Genomic DNA, 15,273 nt, shown 5'->3' with positions numbered 1-15,273 from the left:
TAAGGGACTTTGCAAGGCAAAGTGACCCCGCCCGAAGGCCTGTGCCGGGGTGTGGGCCTCCCAAGAAAGGGGAGGGCGGCCGGGGGCGCAACCGAAACGTATTTCAGCATGGGCCAGCGCCCGTGAGAGAAAGGTAGGACGCATGAGAATCAAAGATCTGCTCAAGCCTGAGGCCATCCAGATTGGGGGTTCCGCAACCAGCAAGGACGACGCCATCGACAAGCTCGTCGCCCTCATGTGCAAGGAGGGCAACGTCGCCGACGTCGAGGGCTACAAGGCCGCCGTCCGCGCCCGCGAGGCCGAGAGCACCACGGCGCTCGGCGAGGGCATCGCGATTCCGCACGCCAAGACCGCTGCCATCTCTGCGCCCGGCCTGGCGGCGATGACGCTGCCCGCGGGCGTCGACTACGACAGCCCCGACGGCCAGCCCACGAACCTCATGTTCCTCATCGCCGCGCCCGACACCAAGGCCGACGTCCACCTCGAGGTGCTCGCCCGCCTCTCCATGCTGCTCATGGACGAGCAGTTCCGCAACGACCTGCGCACCGCCAAGACGCCGGAAGAGTTCCTCGCGGTGATCGACAAGGCCGAGAGCGCCAAGATCGCTGCCGAGGAGGCCAAGGCCGAGGCCCAGAAGCAGGTCGAGGAGCGCGTGCAGCAGGCTACCGCCACGGGTGCCGCCGACGGCTACGACATCGTCGCCATCACCGCCTGCCCCACGGGCATCGCCCACACCTACATGGCCGCCGAGGGCCTCGAGCGGCAGGCCGAGAAGATGGGCGTGCGCATCAAGGTCGAGACACAGGGCTCGGGCGGCGCCAAGAACGTCCTCACCTCCGCCGACATCGCTGGCGCCAAGGGCGTCATCATCGCGGCCGACAAGAACGTCAACCTCGACCGATTCGACGGCAAGTCGCTCTACAGCTGTCCCGTCTCCCAGGGCTTCAACGCCCCCGAGAAGCTCATCAACACGATTCTCAGCGGCGAGGCACCCGTCTACCACGGCACCGGTGCCGCCGAGGCCGCTCCCGTCGCGGGCGAGGGCGAGTCGGTGGGCCGCAAGGTCTACAAGGACCTCATGAACGGCGTCAGCCACATGCTGCCGTTCGTCATCGGCGGTGGCATCCTCACCGCCCTCGCGTTCCTGCTCGACCAGCCGGGCCTCGGCACCGCGGCCTACGGCTCCTCCACGCCGCTCGCGGCCCTGTTCAAGACGATCGGCGGCGAGGCCTTCGGCTTCATGCTCCCGATCCTCGCGGCCTACATCTCCATGTCCATCGCCGACCGCCCCGGCCTTGCGCCCGGCTTCGTCGGCGGCGTGTTCGCCAAGGCCGGCTACAGCTTCGCCTACATCGGCTTTGCCCCCAACCTCTCGAGTGACGCCGCCCAGGCCACGCTCATCTCCGGCGGCTTCATCGCGGCGCTGTTCGCGGGCTTCGTGGCCGGCTACCTCACGCTCGGCATCGAGAAGGCGTGCGACAGGCTGCCAGACTCACTCGAGGGCATCAAGCCGATGCTCATCTACCCCGTGCTCGGCGTGCTTGCCATCGGCATTGTGATGCTCGCGCTCAACCCGCTGTTCGCGCTCATCAACACCGGCCTCAACGGCTTCCTCAAGGGCCTTGGCACGGGCAACATCGTCGTGCTCGGCCTCGTGCTCGGCGGCATGATGTCCATCGACATGGGCGGCCCCTTCAACAAGGCCGCGTACGTCTTCGGCACCGCTGCGCTCGACCCCAGCTCCGGCCTCGGCACCACCGGCCAGGTCATCATGGCCTCCGTCATGGTCGGCGGCATGGTCCCGCCCATCGCCATCGCGCTTTCCACCACGTTCTTCAAGGACCGCTGGACCAAGTCCGACCGCAACGCCGGCATCGTGAACTACATCATGGGCCTGTCGTTCATCTCCGAGGGTGCCATCCCGTTCGCGGCCGCCGACCCGCTGCACGTCCTGCCGAGCTGCATCATCGGCTCCGGCGTGGCAGGCGCGCTCTCCGCGGCCTTTGGCTGCACGAGCCCCGCGCCGCACGGTGGCGCCTGGGTGACCCCGGTCATCGGCAACTGGGCCATGTGGCTCGTCGCCTGCCTCGCGGGCTCCGTCATGGCGGCTCTCATCCTCTCCTTCTGGAAGAGGCCGCTTCCTCCCGAGGAGTCCGGTCTGACGAAGTAGCCAGGGCGCCCGCGCGCGCGGCGCGCGGCAATCTGGCGCACGAGTTGCGCGGAATCGAATAAAGGGCTGATAGGGGCCGGTGCCAGGGACGTGGCACCGGCCCCTGCCCTTGTCTTTGGACGGCTTCCTGCGCTGGGACGTGAGCGGCTCTCGCACCAGGCTGCGCACCGCCCTCGCGCCGGCCTGCGGGCGGCTCTCGCACCAGGCTGCGTACCGCCCTCGCGCCAGGCTGCGGGCGAACCCAGCCACGCCCGCTTCCTCCGTCCTCAGGCGTTGCGGGTATACTCATGTTCGTTCAGGGGAGCCGGCGCGTTTGGGGGCAGCTATGGAAGACAAGGCCAAGGGCCCTACCGGCGCGAGCGTCTCGCCTGAGGCCAAGGGCGCGACGCCGCATGCCGAGGCGCCCCACACCGCGGCGGCTCACTCGGCAACCGCCCACCCGGCGGCCGACCGGCACGGCCCCGAGGCGCCCACGCAGGTCGCCGACGGCCCCGCCAAAAGCGAGTCGATCCCCGACGTCGTGGTCATCACGGGTATGAGCGGCGCCGGCCGCACCGAGGCCATGCACACCTTCGAGGACCTCGGCTACTACGTCATTGACAACCTGCCGCCGCGACTTCTGCTCACGCTCGCGCAGGTGGTGGGCATTAACTCGGGTGTGGGCCGCCACCTCGCCATCGTGTGCGACCTGCGCAGCCAGGGCCTCTTCGACGAGCTGCTCGACGCGCTCGACGCCCTCTCCGACCACGACATCTCCTACAAGACCCTCTACCTCGACGCCTCCGACGAGGCACTGCGCCGCCGCTACAGCTCCGTGCGCCGTCGCCACCCCATCGCGCGCGAGGGCGAGTCCAACGCCGACGCCATCCGCCGCGAGCGCGTCGAGCTCGCCGACGTGCGCGACCGCGCCGACTACGTGATCGACACCACCGGCTGGCGCCCCATCCAGCTGCGCCGTCGCATCCAGGCTCTCTTCTCCGAGCTCACCGACCAGCAGCTGCTCGAGGTGCACGTCTTCTCGTTCGGCTTCAAGTACGGCATGCCCGTCGAGGCCGACCTCGTCATGGACGTGCGGTTCCTCCCCAACCCCTACTACGACCCCGAGATGCGCGCGCTCACGGGCATGGACGAGAAGGTCTCGTCCTACGTCCTCGGCCGGCCCGAGACCAAGCACTTCCTTAAGGCCTGGTACGACCTGCTCGACGCCGTGATGCCGGGTTATGTCGCAGAGGGCAAGAGTCAGCTGTCCATCGCCATCGGCTGCACCGGTGGCCAGCACCGCTCGGTGACGCTCGCCAACTCCACGGCCAGCTACCTCGCCGCGCAGGGCTATCGCGTCGACGTGGCGCACCGAGACCTGCCCCGGGCCGAGAGGCAGTGACGTGTCGTTCACGGCCGAGGTGAAAGACGAGCTCTCCCGCGTGGAAGGAAGCTGCCCGCTCTGCGACGTCGCCGAGCTCTCCGCGCTCGTGCGCGTGTGCGGCGCGCTCTCCTTCAGGGGCTCGGGCAACTACGCCATCCGCGTCTCTACCGAGACGGGCGCCGTGGCGCGCACGGTCATCCGGCTCGCGCACGCTGTGTTCGGGCTCGACACCTCACTCACGGTGCGTCGCTCCAACCTGCACAAGACACGCAACTACCTCATCGAGATTCCCGAGCAGAAGGGCCTCGAGGAGGCGCTCGTGCGCATGGGCATCCTCGTGCCGGGGCGCGGCCTTGCCCCCGGCGTGAACGCGCGCGTGGTTTCCAAGCCCTGCTGCCGCGCGGCCTACCTGCGCGGGGCCTTCATGGCGGGCGGCTTCATCGCCGACCCGCGCGGCGACTTCCACCTCGAGGTCGCCGTGACGGGCGAGGAGTTCGCGGCCGACGTCGTGGAGCTGCTCGACGACGAGGTGGTGACGGCGCGAGTCAACAAGCGCCGCGGCGCCTACGCCATCTACCTCAAGAGCTTCGACGACATCGTGCGCCTGCTCACGATCGTGGGCGCCGCGCGCACGGCGCTCGCCGTCGAGAACGTGCGCGTCATGAAGTCGGTCAAGAACGACGTCAACCGTCGCGTCAACGCCGAGATCGCCAACCAGGCCCGCTCCACGGGGGCCGCCGCCGACCAGCTCGAGCTCATCGACCGCGTCGAGCGCGAGGTGGGGCTCGACGAGCTGCCGCCGGCGCTCGCGAGCTTCTGCGCGGCCCGGCGGGCTCACCCCGACCTCTCGCTTCGCGACCTGGGAGCCACCATGGAGCCGCCCATGAGCAAGAGCGCGCTCTATCACCGCGTGCTTCGCCTGGAGCGGCTCCTCAAGTAGGGGAGGGGCCGAGGGCCGTATGGCTGGGCTCGAGTAGGGGAGGGGCCGAGGGCCGTTTGGCTGGGCTCGATTGGTTGGTCGCGAGCCGCGTAAGGGGTCGTTCGCGATGCCGCGCGAGGAGCCTGCGAAAGGGGAGCCATTGGGCCTCCCGCGAGGCCGAACGGGATACCTCCCGGCCAGCGCCCAGACGCGCGTCACCGGTCCCTGCAAGCCGCCGCGGCGGCGTCACGAACCTGTCCACGGGATGCGATACAACCTCTCTCCCTTGACCACCGAACGGTGGACAAGTGGCAGCGTACCCGGCATTTTTTGCAATTTAATTACATGGCGAGTGATTGGGTTCTCCGCAGAAGCGGTAATATCACTGATGGTGTTTCCAACTGAGACCTGAACGGCGCAAGGGGCGTCGGGGGGTCTTCGAAAGGAGAAAGCATGGCAGTCAAGGTTGCTATCAACGGCTTCGGTCGCATCGGTCGTCTGGCCTTCCGTCAGATGTTCGGTCACGAGGGCTCCGAGATCGTCGCCATCAACGACCTCACCTCTCCGGAGATGCTCGCTTACCTGCTGAAGTATGACTCCACGCAGGGCAACTATGCTCGCGACCACGAGGTCGTCGCCGGCGAGGACTCCATTACCGTCGATGGTCACAAGATTACCATCTACAAGGAGGCCGACGCCAACAACCTGCCGTGGGGCGACCTTGATGTCGACGTCGTCCTCGAGTGCACCGGCTTCTACACCTCGAAGGCCAAGGCCCAGGCTCACATCAACGCTGGCGCCAAGAAGGTCGTCATCTCCGCTCCTGCCGGCAACGACCTGCCGACGATTGTCTACAACGTCAACCACGAGACGCTGACGGCCGACGACAACATCATCTCCGCCGCCTCCTGCACCACCAACTGCCTTGCCCCGATGGCCAAGGGCCTGAACGACTTCGCCCCCATCGTGTCCGGCATCATGACCACCATCCACGCCTTCACCGGCGACCAGATGGTGCTCGACGGCCCGCAGCGCAAGGGCAACTTCCGTCGCTCTCGTGCCGCTTCCGAGAACATCGTCCCGAACTCCACGGGTGCCGCCAAGGCCATCGGCCTGGTTCTCCCCGAGCTCAACGGCAAGCTCATCGGTGCCGCCCAGCGCGTCCCGACGCCGACCGGCTCCCTCACCAACCTCTACGCCGTCGTTGACAAGACCGTGACGGTCGACGAGGTCAACGCCGCCATGAAGGCCTACGCCGAGCAGATCCCCGAGACCTTCGGTTACAACGAGGACCAGATTGTGTCCCGCGACATCATCGGCGAGACCCATGGCTCGATCTTCGACGCCACGCAGACCATGGTCCAGGACCTCGGCAACGGCCAGAGCCTCGTTCAGGTCACCTCTTGGTACGACAACGAGAACTCCTACACCTCCCAGATGGTCCGCACCATCAAGTACTTCGAGAAGTTCGTCGCCTAAGTTTGGCAGCCTGAGCTTCTAGCAGCGCTAGCTGGGGCGCGGTCGCAGTCGCAAGGCCGCGGCCGCGTCCCTTTCTCGTAAGAGCGGGCACGTCCCCGCTGTCACATTTCCTTCCGTATGATTTGTCACATTCCCGGCGTGCCCGAGAAGAAAGGACCCAGACATGGCCTTTACCAAGAAGACCGTTCGCGACGTCGACGTCGACGGCAAGCGCGTCCTGTGCCGCGTCGACTTCAACGTGCCCATCAAGGACGGTGTCGTGGGTGACACCACCCGCATCAAGGCGGCCCTCCCCACGATCAAGTACCTCGTGGAGCACAACGCCCGCGTCATCCTCATGAGCCACCTCGGTCGCCCCAAGGGCGACGGCCCCGAGCCCGAGCTCTCCCTCAAGCCGGTTGCCGAGAAGCTCGCCGAGATGAGCGGTCTGCCCGTGCAGTTCGTCCCCGACACCTACGGTGACGAGGCCAAGGCTGCCGTCGACGCCCTCCAGCCGGGTCACATCCTCGTGCTCGAGAACGTCCGCTTCGACAAGCGCGAGAAGAAGAACGAGCCCGAGATCGGCGAGCGCCTTGCCTCCTACGGCGACATCTTCGTCCTCGACGCCTTCGGCACCGCGCACCGCGCCCAGGGCTCCGTGGTTGGCCCGGCCAAGTACATCCCGGCCGTCGCCGGCTTCCTGCTCGAGAAGGAGGTCGACACCCTCACCTCGATCTTCGCCGACCCCGAGCGTCCCTTCGTCGCCATCGTCGGCGGCTCCAAGGTCTCCAGCAAGATCGGCGTGCTCGACCACCTCATCGACTCAGCCGACACGCTGATCATCGGCGGCGGCATGGCCTACACGTTCTTCCTGGCCAAGGGCTACTCCGTCGGTACCTCCCTCAAGGAGGAGGACTGGGTCGACCGCGCCAAGGAGATGCTCGAGAAGGCCGAGAAGAAGGGCGTTAAGATCCTTCTCCCGATCGACAACGTGGTTGCCGACCACTTCGGCGAGGATGCCACCGGCGAGGTCGTCGACTCCGACAAGATCCCTGACGACCGCATGGGCATGGACATCGGCCCCAAGACCGTTGCCCTGTTCGACGAGGCCATCAAGGGCGCCAAGACCGTCTTCTGGAACGGCCCGATGGGCGTCTTCGAGATGGATCAGTTCGCCAAGGGTACCGAGGCCGTCGCCCGCGCCGTTGCCGACTCTGATTGCACCTCGATCATCGGCGGTGGCGACTCCGTGGCCGCCATCAACAAGTTTGACCTTGCCGACAAGATGAGCTGGATCTCCACCGGCGGTGGCGCGTCCATGGAGCTCGTCGAGGGCAAGGCCCTTCCGGGAGTGGAGGCGCTGCTCGATGCGTAACCTCATGATTGCGGGCAACTGGAAGATGAACAAGACCTACAGCGAGGGCGTCATCCTCGCGCAGGGTCTTGCCGATGCCCTCGCCGGCAAGGACCTCAAGGGCGTCGACGTCGTCGTCTGCCCGCCGACGGTCGACCTCAAGGGCGTCTCCGAGGTCATCGACCAGAACAACGCCCAGTTCGCCCTGGGTGCCCAGAACGTGTACTTTGAGGAGTCCGGCGCCTTCACCGGCGAGACGGCCCCCAGCATGCTCACGGCCGTGAACGCTACGTACTGCATCATCGGCCACTCCGAGCGCCGCGGCTACTTTGGCGAGACCGACGAGGACGTCAACAAGAAGGCCAAGGCCCTCATGGCGCACGACATCGTGCCGATCAGCTGCTGTGGCGAGCCGCTTGAGGTCCGCGAGGCCGGCAAGCACGTCGAGTTCGTCGTCGACCAGGTGAAGAAGGACACGGAGGGCCTCGACCTTTCCGATCCCTCCAAGTACGTCATCGCCTACGAGCCCATCTGGGCCATCGGCACCGGCAAGACCGCCACGGCCGATGACGCGCAGGAGGTCTGCGGCGCCATCCGCAAGACCCTCGCCGAGATCTTCGGCCAGGAGACGGCCGACCAGGTGCGCGTGCTCTACGGTGGCTCGGCCAAGCCGGGCAACATCGCCGAGCTCGTCGCCAAGCCCGACGTGGACGGCGCCCTTGTGGGCGGCGCCTCGCTCAAGGCCGACTCGTTCTCCGAGATGGTCCTGAACGCCATCGCATAGCACCGGCGTCGCGAAACAGCGCTAGTCAGGCGCCCGGCATGTCCCCCTTCCAGAGGCATGCCGGGCGCTTTTAGTGCAGTTGGGTGCAGTTGGGGACGTGCTCGTTCTGCACCATTTTTCGTTTGGCTCATCTCGTTACGCGAGAGATGGTGTTTCGACCGATTCCCGTGAGGCGCTCGATTTGCAGGACCGTCAGCCCCGCCTTCCGCAGGCGGACGAGGCAGGCATTGCGGTTCATTTTCGGAAGGCCCTTGAGCTCGTGGACCTTTGTTGGGTGGAGGGCGCAGCGGGCGGCTTGAAAGGCCTCCGTGTCGGGAACCCTGCCACCCGCGAATGGGTAGAATGGCTCGCGCTTGCCCTCTGGCTCCTGGTGGAAGCGCTCGAACCCGGTACTCCCGCCAAGCATGTCGAGCAGGACCCCCGTGCTCACGAGGCCTGAAGCGTCGTCGTGAAGATATGAGTGATAGCTGCTCCATGGATAGGTGTCCGTCGGGCACAGGCCTGCCCGCTTCGGGTTCTCGTGAATGTAGCGGGCCGTGAGAAGCAGCTGTGGGTCGCTCTCGACGGGGACGCTCTTGAAGCGCCCTTGGAAGACGGGGCCGATCCTGCCGGTCTTCGTGTTGTAGCGCCTCGCGTAGGTCGTCCACGCGGAGTGGAATGCCTCGCTCAGGTTGCCGGCGGGATCCTCGACGAGCAGATGGACGTGGTTGTCCATGAGACAATAGGCGAGCAGCGACATGTCCCGGTTGCTCAGATGGGTGCCGACCGTCTCGAGAAGGGTCGCTCGGTCAGAGTCATCCTCGAAGATGAGCTGCTTCCCAGCTCCTCGCTGTATGACGTGGTAGAAACCGGATTCGGCAACTGCTCGTGACTGACGGGGCATCGGCGCTCCCTTCCGTAGGGGAAGGGAACCGTAGCATCTGGCCGAGCCCGTATGGGTGGCGCTTCCCTAGGCGGTCGTTATGGGCGATGAGCGGTCGGGGGCTCGCCTGGGGGCTCGTGGCGGCGGGGCGAGGTGTGCAGAACGAACACGTCCCCAATTGCACCCAATTGCACCGCCCAATTGCACACTGCCACAGGGTGTGGGGAGTGTGGTAGTCTTAGGGCTTGTGGATTTGGCACTCTTACGAAGGAGCTCTCGTGGGTCCGCTCAATACGATTCTGCTGGTGGTCTGGGGCATCTCGGCCGTTGCCCTCATCATCCTCGTCCTCATGCACTCCGGCAAGGGCACGGGCGTGTCCGACATGATCGCCGTCTCGATGTACAACTCCAACGCCGGCAGCGGCATCTGGGAGCGCAACCTCGACCGCCTCACCGTCATCGCGGCCGTCGTCTTTGCCCTCACGATCCTCGTCTTCATGCTCACCTACCCGCTGGGCACCATCGGCTAGGACCGATGCGCCCTGGCCCCCGTCCAGCGCCAGAGCGGTCTCTTATTCGTGTATACGTTTGCTGTATGCGCGTCTCCGTTTAGCACGGGGACGCGCCTTTTGTTTCCATACTGTTTCAACTGGGCTTCTTTACTAAGGTAAAGCTGACATAAGTCTTGTCAGGTCCACCGCGCTCCCGCATAATCAGCAACTAAGTTTGCAAGCGGGGATTCCTTGCAACGTCGTTTGGCGCCCGGACTGGAAGGGTCGGGTGGCCTTTGTCGTCGCGCATGGGGGAGTCCACCTCACGCAGCCCATGGCGCACGGGGACTGGGGACACGGGTTCTCGCTCGGCGTCGCAAGAAAGGGAGGACCAATGCACCAGCCCACGATGGGTCGTCGCACGTTCGTGAAGGGCAGCCTGGCCGCCAGCGCGCTCGCCGCCCTCGCCGCCTGCGGCAAGAAGGGCGGCTCCGACACCACCGCCACCTCCGGCGAGGCCACCGGCGGCACGCTGAACTACTACATCAACAACCCGGTCTCCATCGACCCGTACGACGCCGAGGAAGACCAGGGCATGCAGGTCTGCTACCAGCTCTTCGACGCACTCATGACGTACGACTTCGAGAAGGGCGAGCTCAAGGGCCTGGCCGCCGAGTCCTATAAGGCCAACGACGCCACCGACGAGTTCACCTTCACCCTCGTGAAGGGCGCCAAGTTCCACGACGGCACCACCGTGACCTCCAAGTCGTTCAAGCAGGCCTGGGAGCGCATTTGCAACCCCAAGACCTCCGAGACGACGCCCTCCAACATCTCCTACCACCTCTCGATGGTCGAGGGCTACTCCGAGATGGCCAAGGGCGAGGCGACCGAACTCAAGGGCGTCACCTGCCCCGACGACGACACCCTCGTCGTGAAGCTCATCCAGCCGTACGCCGACTTCCCCTACGTCTGCATGCACCCGGCGCTCTCCCCGGTGCCCGACGCGGCGCTCAAGGACTTCGACACGTTCTTCTTCGCGCCCGTGGGCAACGGCGCCTTCAAGATGGACGGCAAGTGGGAGGACGGCCAGCAGATCAACCTGGTCCGCTTCGACGACTACTCCTACGGCGACAAGGCCAAGATCGACGGCATCCACTTCAACATCCAGAAGGACGTCCAGACGGCCTACACCGAGTTTCAGGCCGGCAACATCGATGTCGCCCAGGTGCCGACCGCCCAGATCAAGGACGCTATCTCGCAGTACGGCGAGTCTGGGGACGGCTTCACCATCACCCCGGGCAAGCAGGTCCTGACGGGCGCCGAGCTCTCCACCTACTACATCATCTGCAACCTCGGCAACGAGCAGATGCAGGACCTCGACCTGCGCAAGGCCCTCTCGCTGGCCATCAACCGCCAGGCCATCTGCGACACCGTCTTCGAGGGCACCCGCGAGCCGGCCGGTGGCATCATCCCGCCGGGAATCGCCGGCTACCAGGAGAACACCTGGGAGTACGTCAAGTACGACAAGGATGCCGCCACCCAGCTCCTCGACGCCAAGTACCCGATGGGCGCCGACGGCACCCGCGGCATCTCGGTGAAGCTGTCGTTCAACCTCGACGGCGACCACAAGTCCATCATGGAGATGGTCATGGCCGACTGGAAGGCCGTGGGCATCACCGTCGAGGCCGTCAACAACGACTGGGCCACGACCCTCAAGGACTACAAGGCTGGCAACTTCCAGATGGGCCGTCTTGCCTGGATCGCCGACTACCCCATCCAGGACAACTTCATCTACCCGCTGTTCTCGACCGAGGGTGACAACAACTACGGCAAGTACAGCAACAAGGACGTCGACGACGCGATCCTGAAGGCCCGTGCCACGCTCGATGAGAAGGAGCGCCAGGCCGCGTTCCAGGAGATTGACAAGAAGGCCGGCGCCGAGATGCCGGTCATCCCGCTCTTCTACTACAAGCACCAGCTCGTGGGCTCCAGCAAGGTCAAGAAGCTCTACATGGACCCGCAGAAGCTCTGCGATATGAGCGAGGTGGAGCTCTCCGCCTAAGCGCGGGGCTCGAAAGCTCAATCCTTCGCGGACGCCCGCCGGCGCCCGCGTCGCGACGGGGCGCCGGCAACACGGTGCCCCGTCGTCTGTTAGGGGGTCGCGCGGGCCTGCGCCCGCCAGACCCCACTTCCACGTTTAGGAGTTGTACGCATGGCAAAGTACATACTCAAGCGCGTGCTGCAGTTCATCCCCGTGTTCATCGGCGTCACGATGATCCTGTTCGCCATGAAGGCCATCGTGCCGGGCGACCCCATCCAGGTCATCACGGGCGGCAAGCAGGTCACCCCCGAGACCGAGCTGCAGCTGCGCATCGCCAACGGGTTCATCGAGGTGGACGACCAGGGCAAGCCGCTCTATGACGAGAACGGCGACACCATCCCAACGCCCATCTGGAAGCAGTACCTCACCTACATGAATGACCTGCTTCACGGTGACCTCGGCACCTCGTACACGCGCAACATGAAGGTGTCGGACATCTTCGCGCAGAAGTACCCCTACACGGTCAAGCTCGCCATCGTCGCAATCTGTCTCGAGGCCGTGGTGGGCATCGGCGCGGGCATGGTGTCGGCGATAAAGAGATACTCGTTCTGGGACGTGCTCGTGACGCTCGTCACGTCCGTCCTCGTGGCCATGCCCGCCTTCTGGCTCGGCATGCTGCTGCAGCTGTTCTTTGGCGTCGTTCTCAAGAACGCCACCGACGGGGCCTTCTACCTGCCCATCTCCGGTGCCGGCGGATCCAACTCCGACTTCCAGGACTGGGTCCACTACATCCTGCCGGCCATCACCCTGGCCTCGGTCTCCACGGCGTACGCGGCGCGCATCATGCGCTCGCAGCTACTCGAGGTCATGAACCAGGACTACATCCGCACCGCCAAGGCCAAGGGACTCTCGCGGCGCGACATCATCTGGCACCACGCACTCAAGAACGCCCTCATCCCGGTCGTCACCTACATCGGCATCGACTTCGGCGCGATGCTCGCCGGCGCCATCCTCACCGAGACGGTGTTCAACTGGCCGGGCGTGGGCTACGAGATCTACCGCGCGGTGACCGCTCGAGACTGGCCCATCGTGATGGGCGGCGTCAAGGTCATCGTCATCGTGGTGATGCTCATCAACCTACTCGTCGATATCAGCTATGCCTTCCTTGACCCGCGCATCCGCTATGGCGCGCCCAAGGACGAGGGCTAGGGGAGGAGCATATGACCGAGAACAAAAACCCGCGTACGGAGGCCGAGGGCAAGGAGCCGCAGGGCGCGCAGCCCGCCGGCGCCGGCAAGGGCGCCTTCGACGCCGCCCTCTCCGAGACCGCACGCGCCGAGGAGTCCGACCGCCCCACGCGCACGCTCTGGGGCGACGCCTGGAAGCGCCTCCGCAGGAACAAACTCGCCGTTATCGGCGCCGTCTGGATTCTCTTCATGATCCTCGTGGCGCTCACGGCGGACCTTTGGGCGCCCCAGTGGCTCGGCAGCCCGACGGACATCGACTCGACGCAGTCGGCCGCGCTCTCCAAGCTGCCGCCCAGCCTCGAGCACCCCTTCGGCACCGACGCCACCGGCCGCGACCAGCTCGTCCGCGTCATCTACGGCGCGCGCGTCTCGCTCACCGTCGGCGTCATCGCAACCGTCATCTCCACGGCGATTGGCCTCGTGATGGGTGCGCTCGCCGCGTTCTACGGCGGCATCTGGGACGTGATCATCATGCGCCTGGCGGACATGTTCCTCGCGATCCCGTACACGCTGTTCGTCATCGTGATGCTCGCCGTCATCGGCCAGGGCATCCAGAACGTGTTCATCGCCATCGGCATTCTCGGCTGGCCGAGCATCGCGCGCGTCTTCCGCTCTGCGATCCTCTCCGTCAAGGAGAACGACTACGTCGACGCCGCGCGCGCCATGGGCGCCAGCGACTTCCGTATCGTCGCGCGCCACATCTTCCCCAACTCGGTGGCCTCCATCGTGGTCTACGCCACGATGAACGTCGGCGGCGCCATCCTCACCGAGAGCGCCCTCTCGTACCTGGGTATGGGCGTCACCCCGCCGACCCCCTCGTGGGGCATCATGATCCAGGACGGCCAGACGTTCCTCGCCACCCAGCCGTGGCTCATGATCATGCCCGGCATCGCGATTCTCACCACGGTGCTCGCCTTCACCCTCCTCGGTGACGGCCTGCGCGATGCGCTCGACGTCAAGATGAAGGACGCGTGATAGGGATGGCATTGTTCAAGAAGAAGGACGAGGTGGCACGCGTCGACCTCAAGGACCAGCCGGTCCCCGAGGGCAGCCACCTGCTCGAGGTGGACGACCTCAAGATGTACTTCCACACGGGCGACGGCGTGGTCAAGGCCGTCGACGGCGTGAGCTACACGCTCGACCGCGGCGAGACGCTCGGCGTGGTGGGCGAGTCGGGCTCGGGCAAGTCCGTGACCGCGATGACCATCATGGGCCTCATCGACATGCCCCCGGGAAAGATCGAGGGCGGAGACGTGCGCTACCGCGGCCACTCGCTGCTCAAGATGAGCGAGCGCGAGATGCAGCAGATTCGCGGCAACGACATCGCCATGGTCTTCCAGGACCCGATGACGTCGCTGAACCCGGTCTACACCATCGGCCGCCAGCTCGGTGAGGGCCTGCGCCTGCATCGCGGCTACACCAAGGAGCAGGCGCTCAAGCGCGCCGTGGAGCTCCTGCAGATGGTGGGCATCCCCAACGCCGAGCAGCGCGTGAAGGACTACCCGCACCAGTTCTCCGGCGGCATGCGCCAGCGCGTCATGATCGCCATGGCGCTGGCCTGCGACCCCGACATCCTCATCGCCGACGAGCCCACAACGGCCCTCGACGTGACGATTCAGGCGCAGATCATCGAGCTCATGCAGGAGATGCAGGAGAAGAACGGCAACGCCATCATCATGATTACGCACGACCTCGGCGTCGTGGCCGACGTTGCGGACAAGATCATGGTCATGTACGCGGGCCGTCCCGTGGAGTTCGGCTCCGCGGAGGAGATCTTCTACAACCCCATCCACCCCTACACCTGGGGCCTCGTGCGCTCGATCCCCGAGCAGGTCACCGACGAGAAGAAGCCGCTCACGCCCATCAAGGGCAACCCGCCCTCGCTCGTGAACGTGCCGAAGGGCTGCAGCTTCTCGCCGCGCTGCCCGTACGCGACCGACCGCTGCCGCAAGGAGCGCCCGGAGACCTACACGACCCCGACCGGCCACTACTCGCGCTGCCACTTCTCGATGGACGAGGAGTTCGTGCGCAAGAACGCGCCGGAGAACTCGCGCACGCGCGCCGCGAAGGCCGCCGCTGCGGCTGCTGCGGCCCACGCCGCCGCGACCGATTCGAAGGGAGGCGAGGCGTAATGGCAGAGCCCCTGCTGCACGTCGAGCACCTCTCCAAGGAGTTCGGCGTCGACTCCGGCGTCTTCTCCGGCGGCAAGAAGACGGTCAAGGCCGTCGACGACATCAGCTTCGACATCTATCCCGGCGAGACCTTCGGCCTCGTGGGCGAGTCGGGCTGCGGCAAGTCCACGACGGGTCGCTGCATCATGCGCCTCACGCACCCCACGCACGGCAAGGTGGTGTTCCAGGGCGAGGACGTGGCGCACATGCACAAGCGCGAGCTCAAGCGCATGCGCCACGACATGCAGTTCATCTTCCAGGACCCGTATGCGAGCCTGAACCCGCGCATGACCATCGGCGAGATCGTCTCCGAGCCGCTCGTCATCCACAACGAGATGCCCGACAAGGCCCAGCGCATGGACTACGTGCGCGAGCTGCTCGACATCGTGGGCCTCAACCCCGAGCACATCAAC

General features: G+C 65.8%; 12 protein-coding genes and 1 pseudogene (1 of these 13 running past the window's edge). 12 read left to right on the top strand and 1 reads right to left on the bottom strand.

All coding sequences use genetic code 11. The annotated features are described in order from the left end of the window. Positions 1–142: 142 nt before the first annotated feature. The 6 genes from EFAMC1_RS08805 to tpiA all read left to right on the top strand — a co-directional run bounded on the left by EFAMC1_RS08805 (position 143) and on the right by tpiA (position 8,048). A complete protein-coding gene (locus EFAMC1_RS08805; RefSeq protein WP_154053910.1) occupies positions 143–2,170 on the top strand; it encodes a fructose-specific PTS transporter subunit EIIC in 2,028 nt (675 codons plus the stop codon). 325 nt (positions 2,171–2,495) lie between these two features. Then, entirely contained in the window at positions 2,496–3,551 is a 1,056-nt protein-coding gene (gene rapZ / locus EFAMC1_RS08800) for an RNase adapter RapZ (protein ID WP_154053909.1), read from the top strand. Between the two features lies 1 nt (position 3,552). After that, complete coding sequence (gene whiA / locus EFAMC1_RS08795; protein ID WP_154053908.1) at positions 3,553–4,473, top strand: DNA-binding protein WhiA; 921 nt, start codon at positions 3,553–3,555, stop codon at positions 4,471–4,473. A gap of 432 nt (positions 4,474–4,905) precedes the next feature. After that, complete coding sequence (gene gap, locus EFAMC1_RS08790) at positions 4,906–5,931, top strand: type I glyceraldehyde-3-phosphate dehydrogenase (protein WP_154053907.1); 1,026 nt, start codon at positions 4,906–4,908, stop codon at positions 5,929–5,931. Between the two features lie 163 nt (positions 5,932–6,094). Further along, entirely contained in the window at positions 6,095–7,285 is a 1,191-nt protein-coding gene (locus EFAMC1_RS08785) for a phosphoglycerate kinase (RefSeq protein WP_154053906.1), read from the top strand. Next, the gene (gene tpiA, locus EFAMC1_RS08780) at positions 7,278–8,048 is read left to right on the top strand and encodes a triose-phosphate isomerase (RefSeq protein WP_154053905.1); all 771 of its coding nucleotides are present in this window, start codon (positions 7,278–7,280) and stop codon (positions 8,046–8,048) included. The genes EFAMC1_RS08785 and tpiA overlap by 8 nt, the downstream gene beginning before the upstream one ends. Before the next feature lie 127 nt (positions 8,049–8,175). Here tpiA and EFAMC1_RS08775 read toward each other — a convergent pair whose 3' ends face one another. Next, positions 8,176–8,931, bottom strand: a complete 756-nt coding sequence (locus EFAMC1_RS08775) for a transposase (protein WP_154053904.1) — start codon at positions 8,929–8,931, stop codon at positions 8,176–8,178. 257 nt (positions 8,932–9,188) lie between these two features. Here EFAMC1_RS08775 and secG point away from each other — a divergent pair, with 257 nt between their 5' ends. The 6 genes and pseudogenes from secG to EFAMC1_RS08745 form a co-directional block, all read left to right on the top strand. Beyond that, positions 9,189–9,440 carry a preprotein translocase subunit SecG gene (gene secG / locus EFAMC1_RS08770; RefSeq protein ID WP_154053903.1) on the top strand — a complete coding sequence of 84 codons (252 nt, stop codon included), beginning with the start codon at positions 9,189–9,191 and terminating at the stop codon, positions 9,438–9,440. Between the two features lie 355 nt (positions 9,441–9,795). Next, positions 9,796–11,463, top strand: coding sequence for an ABC transporter substrate-binding protein (locus EFAMC1_RS08765; RefSeq protein ID WP_154053902.1), 1,668 nt, complete (start codon positions 9,796–9,798; stop codon positions 11,461–11,463). Positions 11,464–11,613: 150 nt separating this feature from the next. Beyond that, positions 11,614–12,651, top strand: a complete 1,038-nt coding sequence (locus tag EFAMC1_RS08760; protein WP_154053901.1) for an ABC transporter permease — start codon at positions 11,614–11,616, stop codon at positions 12,649–12,651. 11 nt (positions 12,652–12,662) lie between these two features. After that, a complete protein-coding gene (locus EFAMC1_RS08755) occupies positions 12,663–13,664 on the top strand; it encodes an ABC transporter permease (RefSeq protein ID WP_154053900.1) in 1,002 nt (333 codons plus the stop codon). Between the two features lie 5 nt (positions 13,665–13,669). Further along, complete coding sequence (locus EFAMC1_RS08750; protein WP_154053899.1) at positions 13,670–14,821, top strand: ABC transporter ATP-binding protein; 1,152 nt, start codon at positions 13,670–13,672, stop codon at positions 14,819–14,821. Then, positions 14,821–15,273, top strand: a pseudogene (locus tag EFAMC1_RS08745) (ABC transporter ATP-binding protein); it runs 545 nt beyond the window's last position. Before EFAMC1_RS08750 ends, EFAMC1_RS08745 begins: the two are co-directional and overlap by 1 nt.

The sequence above is a fragment of the Olsenella uli genome (assembly GCF_901212675.1).
Lineage (GTDB): Bacteria > Actinomycetota > Coriobacteriia > Coriobacteriales > Atopobiaceae > Parolsenella > Parolsenella uli_B.
This window is presented reverse-complemented; position numbering and strand designations above follow the sequence as displayed.

What these genes read in the sequence shown, in the direction of transcription:
- EFAMC1_RS08775 (WP_154053904.1), bottom strand. Translation starts at nt 8,931, where the DNA reads ATGCCCCGTCAGTCACGAGCAGTTGCCGAATCCGGTTTCTACCACGTC.
- EFAMC1_RS08750 (WP_154053899.1), top strand. Translation starts at nt 13,670, where the DNA reads ATGGCATTGTTCAAGAAGAAGGACGAGGTGGCACGCGTCGACCTCAAG.
- gap (WP_154053907.1), top strand. Translation starts at nt 4,906, where the DNA reads ATGGCAGTCAAGGTTGCTATCAACGGCTTCGGTCGCATCGGTCGTCTG.
- EFAMC1_RS08805 (WP_154053910.1), top strand. Translation starts at nt 143, where the DNA reads ATGAGAATCAAAGATCTGCTCAAGCCTGAGGCCATCCAGATTGGGGGT.
- tpiA (WP_154053905.1), top strand. Translation starts at nt 7,278, where the DNA reads ATGCGTAACCTCATGATTGCGGGCAACTGGAAGATGAACAAGACCTAC.
- rapZ (WP_154053909.1), top strand. Translation starts at nt 2,496, where the DNA reads ATGGAAGACAAGGCCAAGGGCCCTACCGGCGCGAGCGTCTCGCCTGAG.
- EFAMC1_RS08785 (WP_154053906.1), top strand. Translation starts at nt 6,095, where the DNA reads ATGGCCTTTACCAAGAAGACCGTTCGCGACGTCGACGTCGACGGCAAG.
- EFAMC1_RS08760 (WP_154053901.1), top strand. Translation starts at nt 11,614, where the DNA reads ATGGCAAAGTACATACTCAAGCGCGTGCTGCAGTTCATCCCCGTGTTC.
- EFAMC1_RS08755 (WP_154053900.1), top strand. Translation starts at nt 12,663, where the DNA reads ATGACCGAGAACAAAAACCCGCGTACGGAGGCCGAGGGCAAGGAGCCG.
- EFAMC1_RS08765 (WP_154053902.1), top strand. Translation starts at nt 9,796, where the DNA reads ATGCACCAGCCCACGATGGGTCGTCGCACGTTCGTGAAGGGCAGCCTG.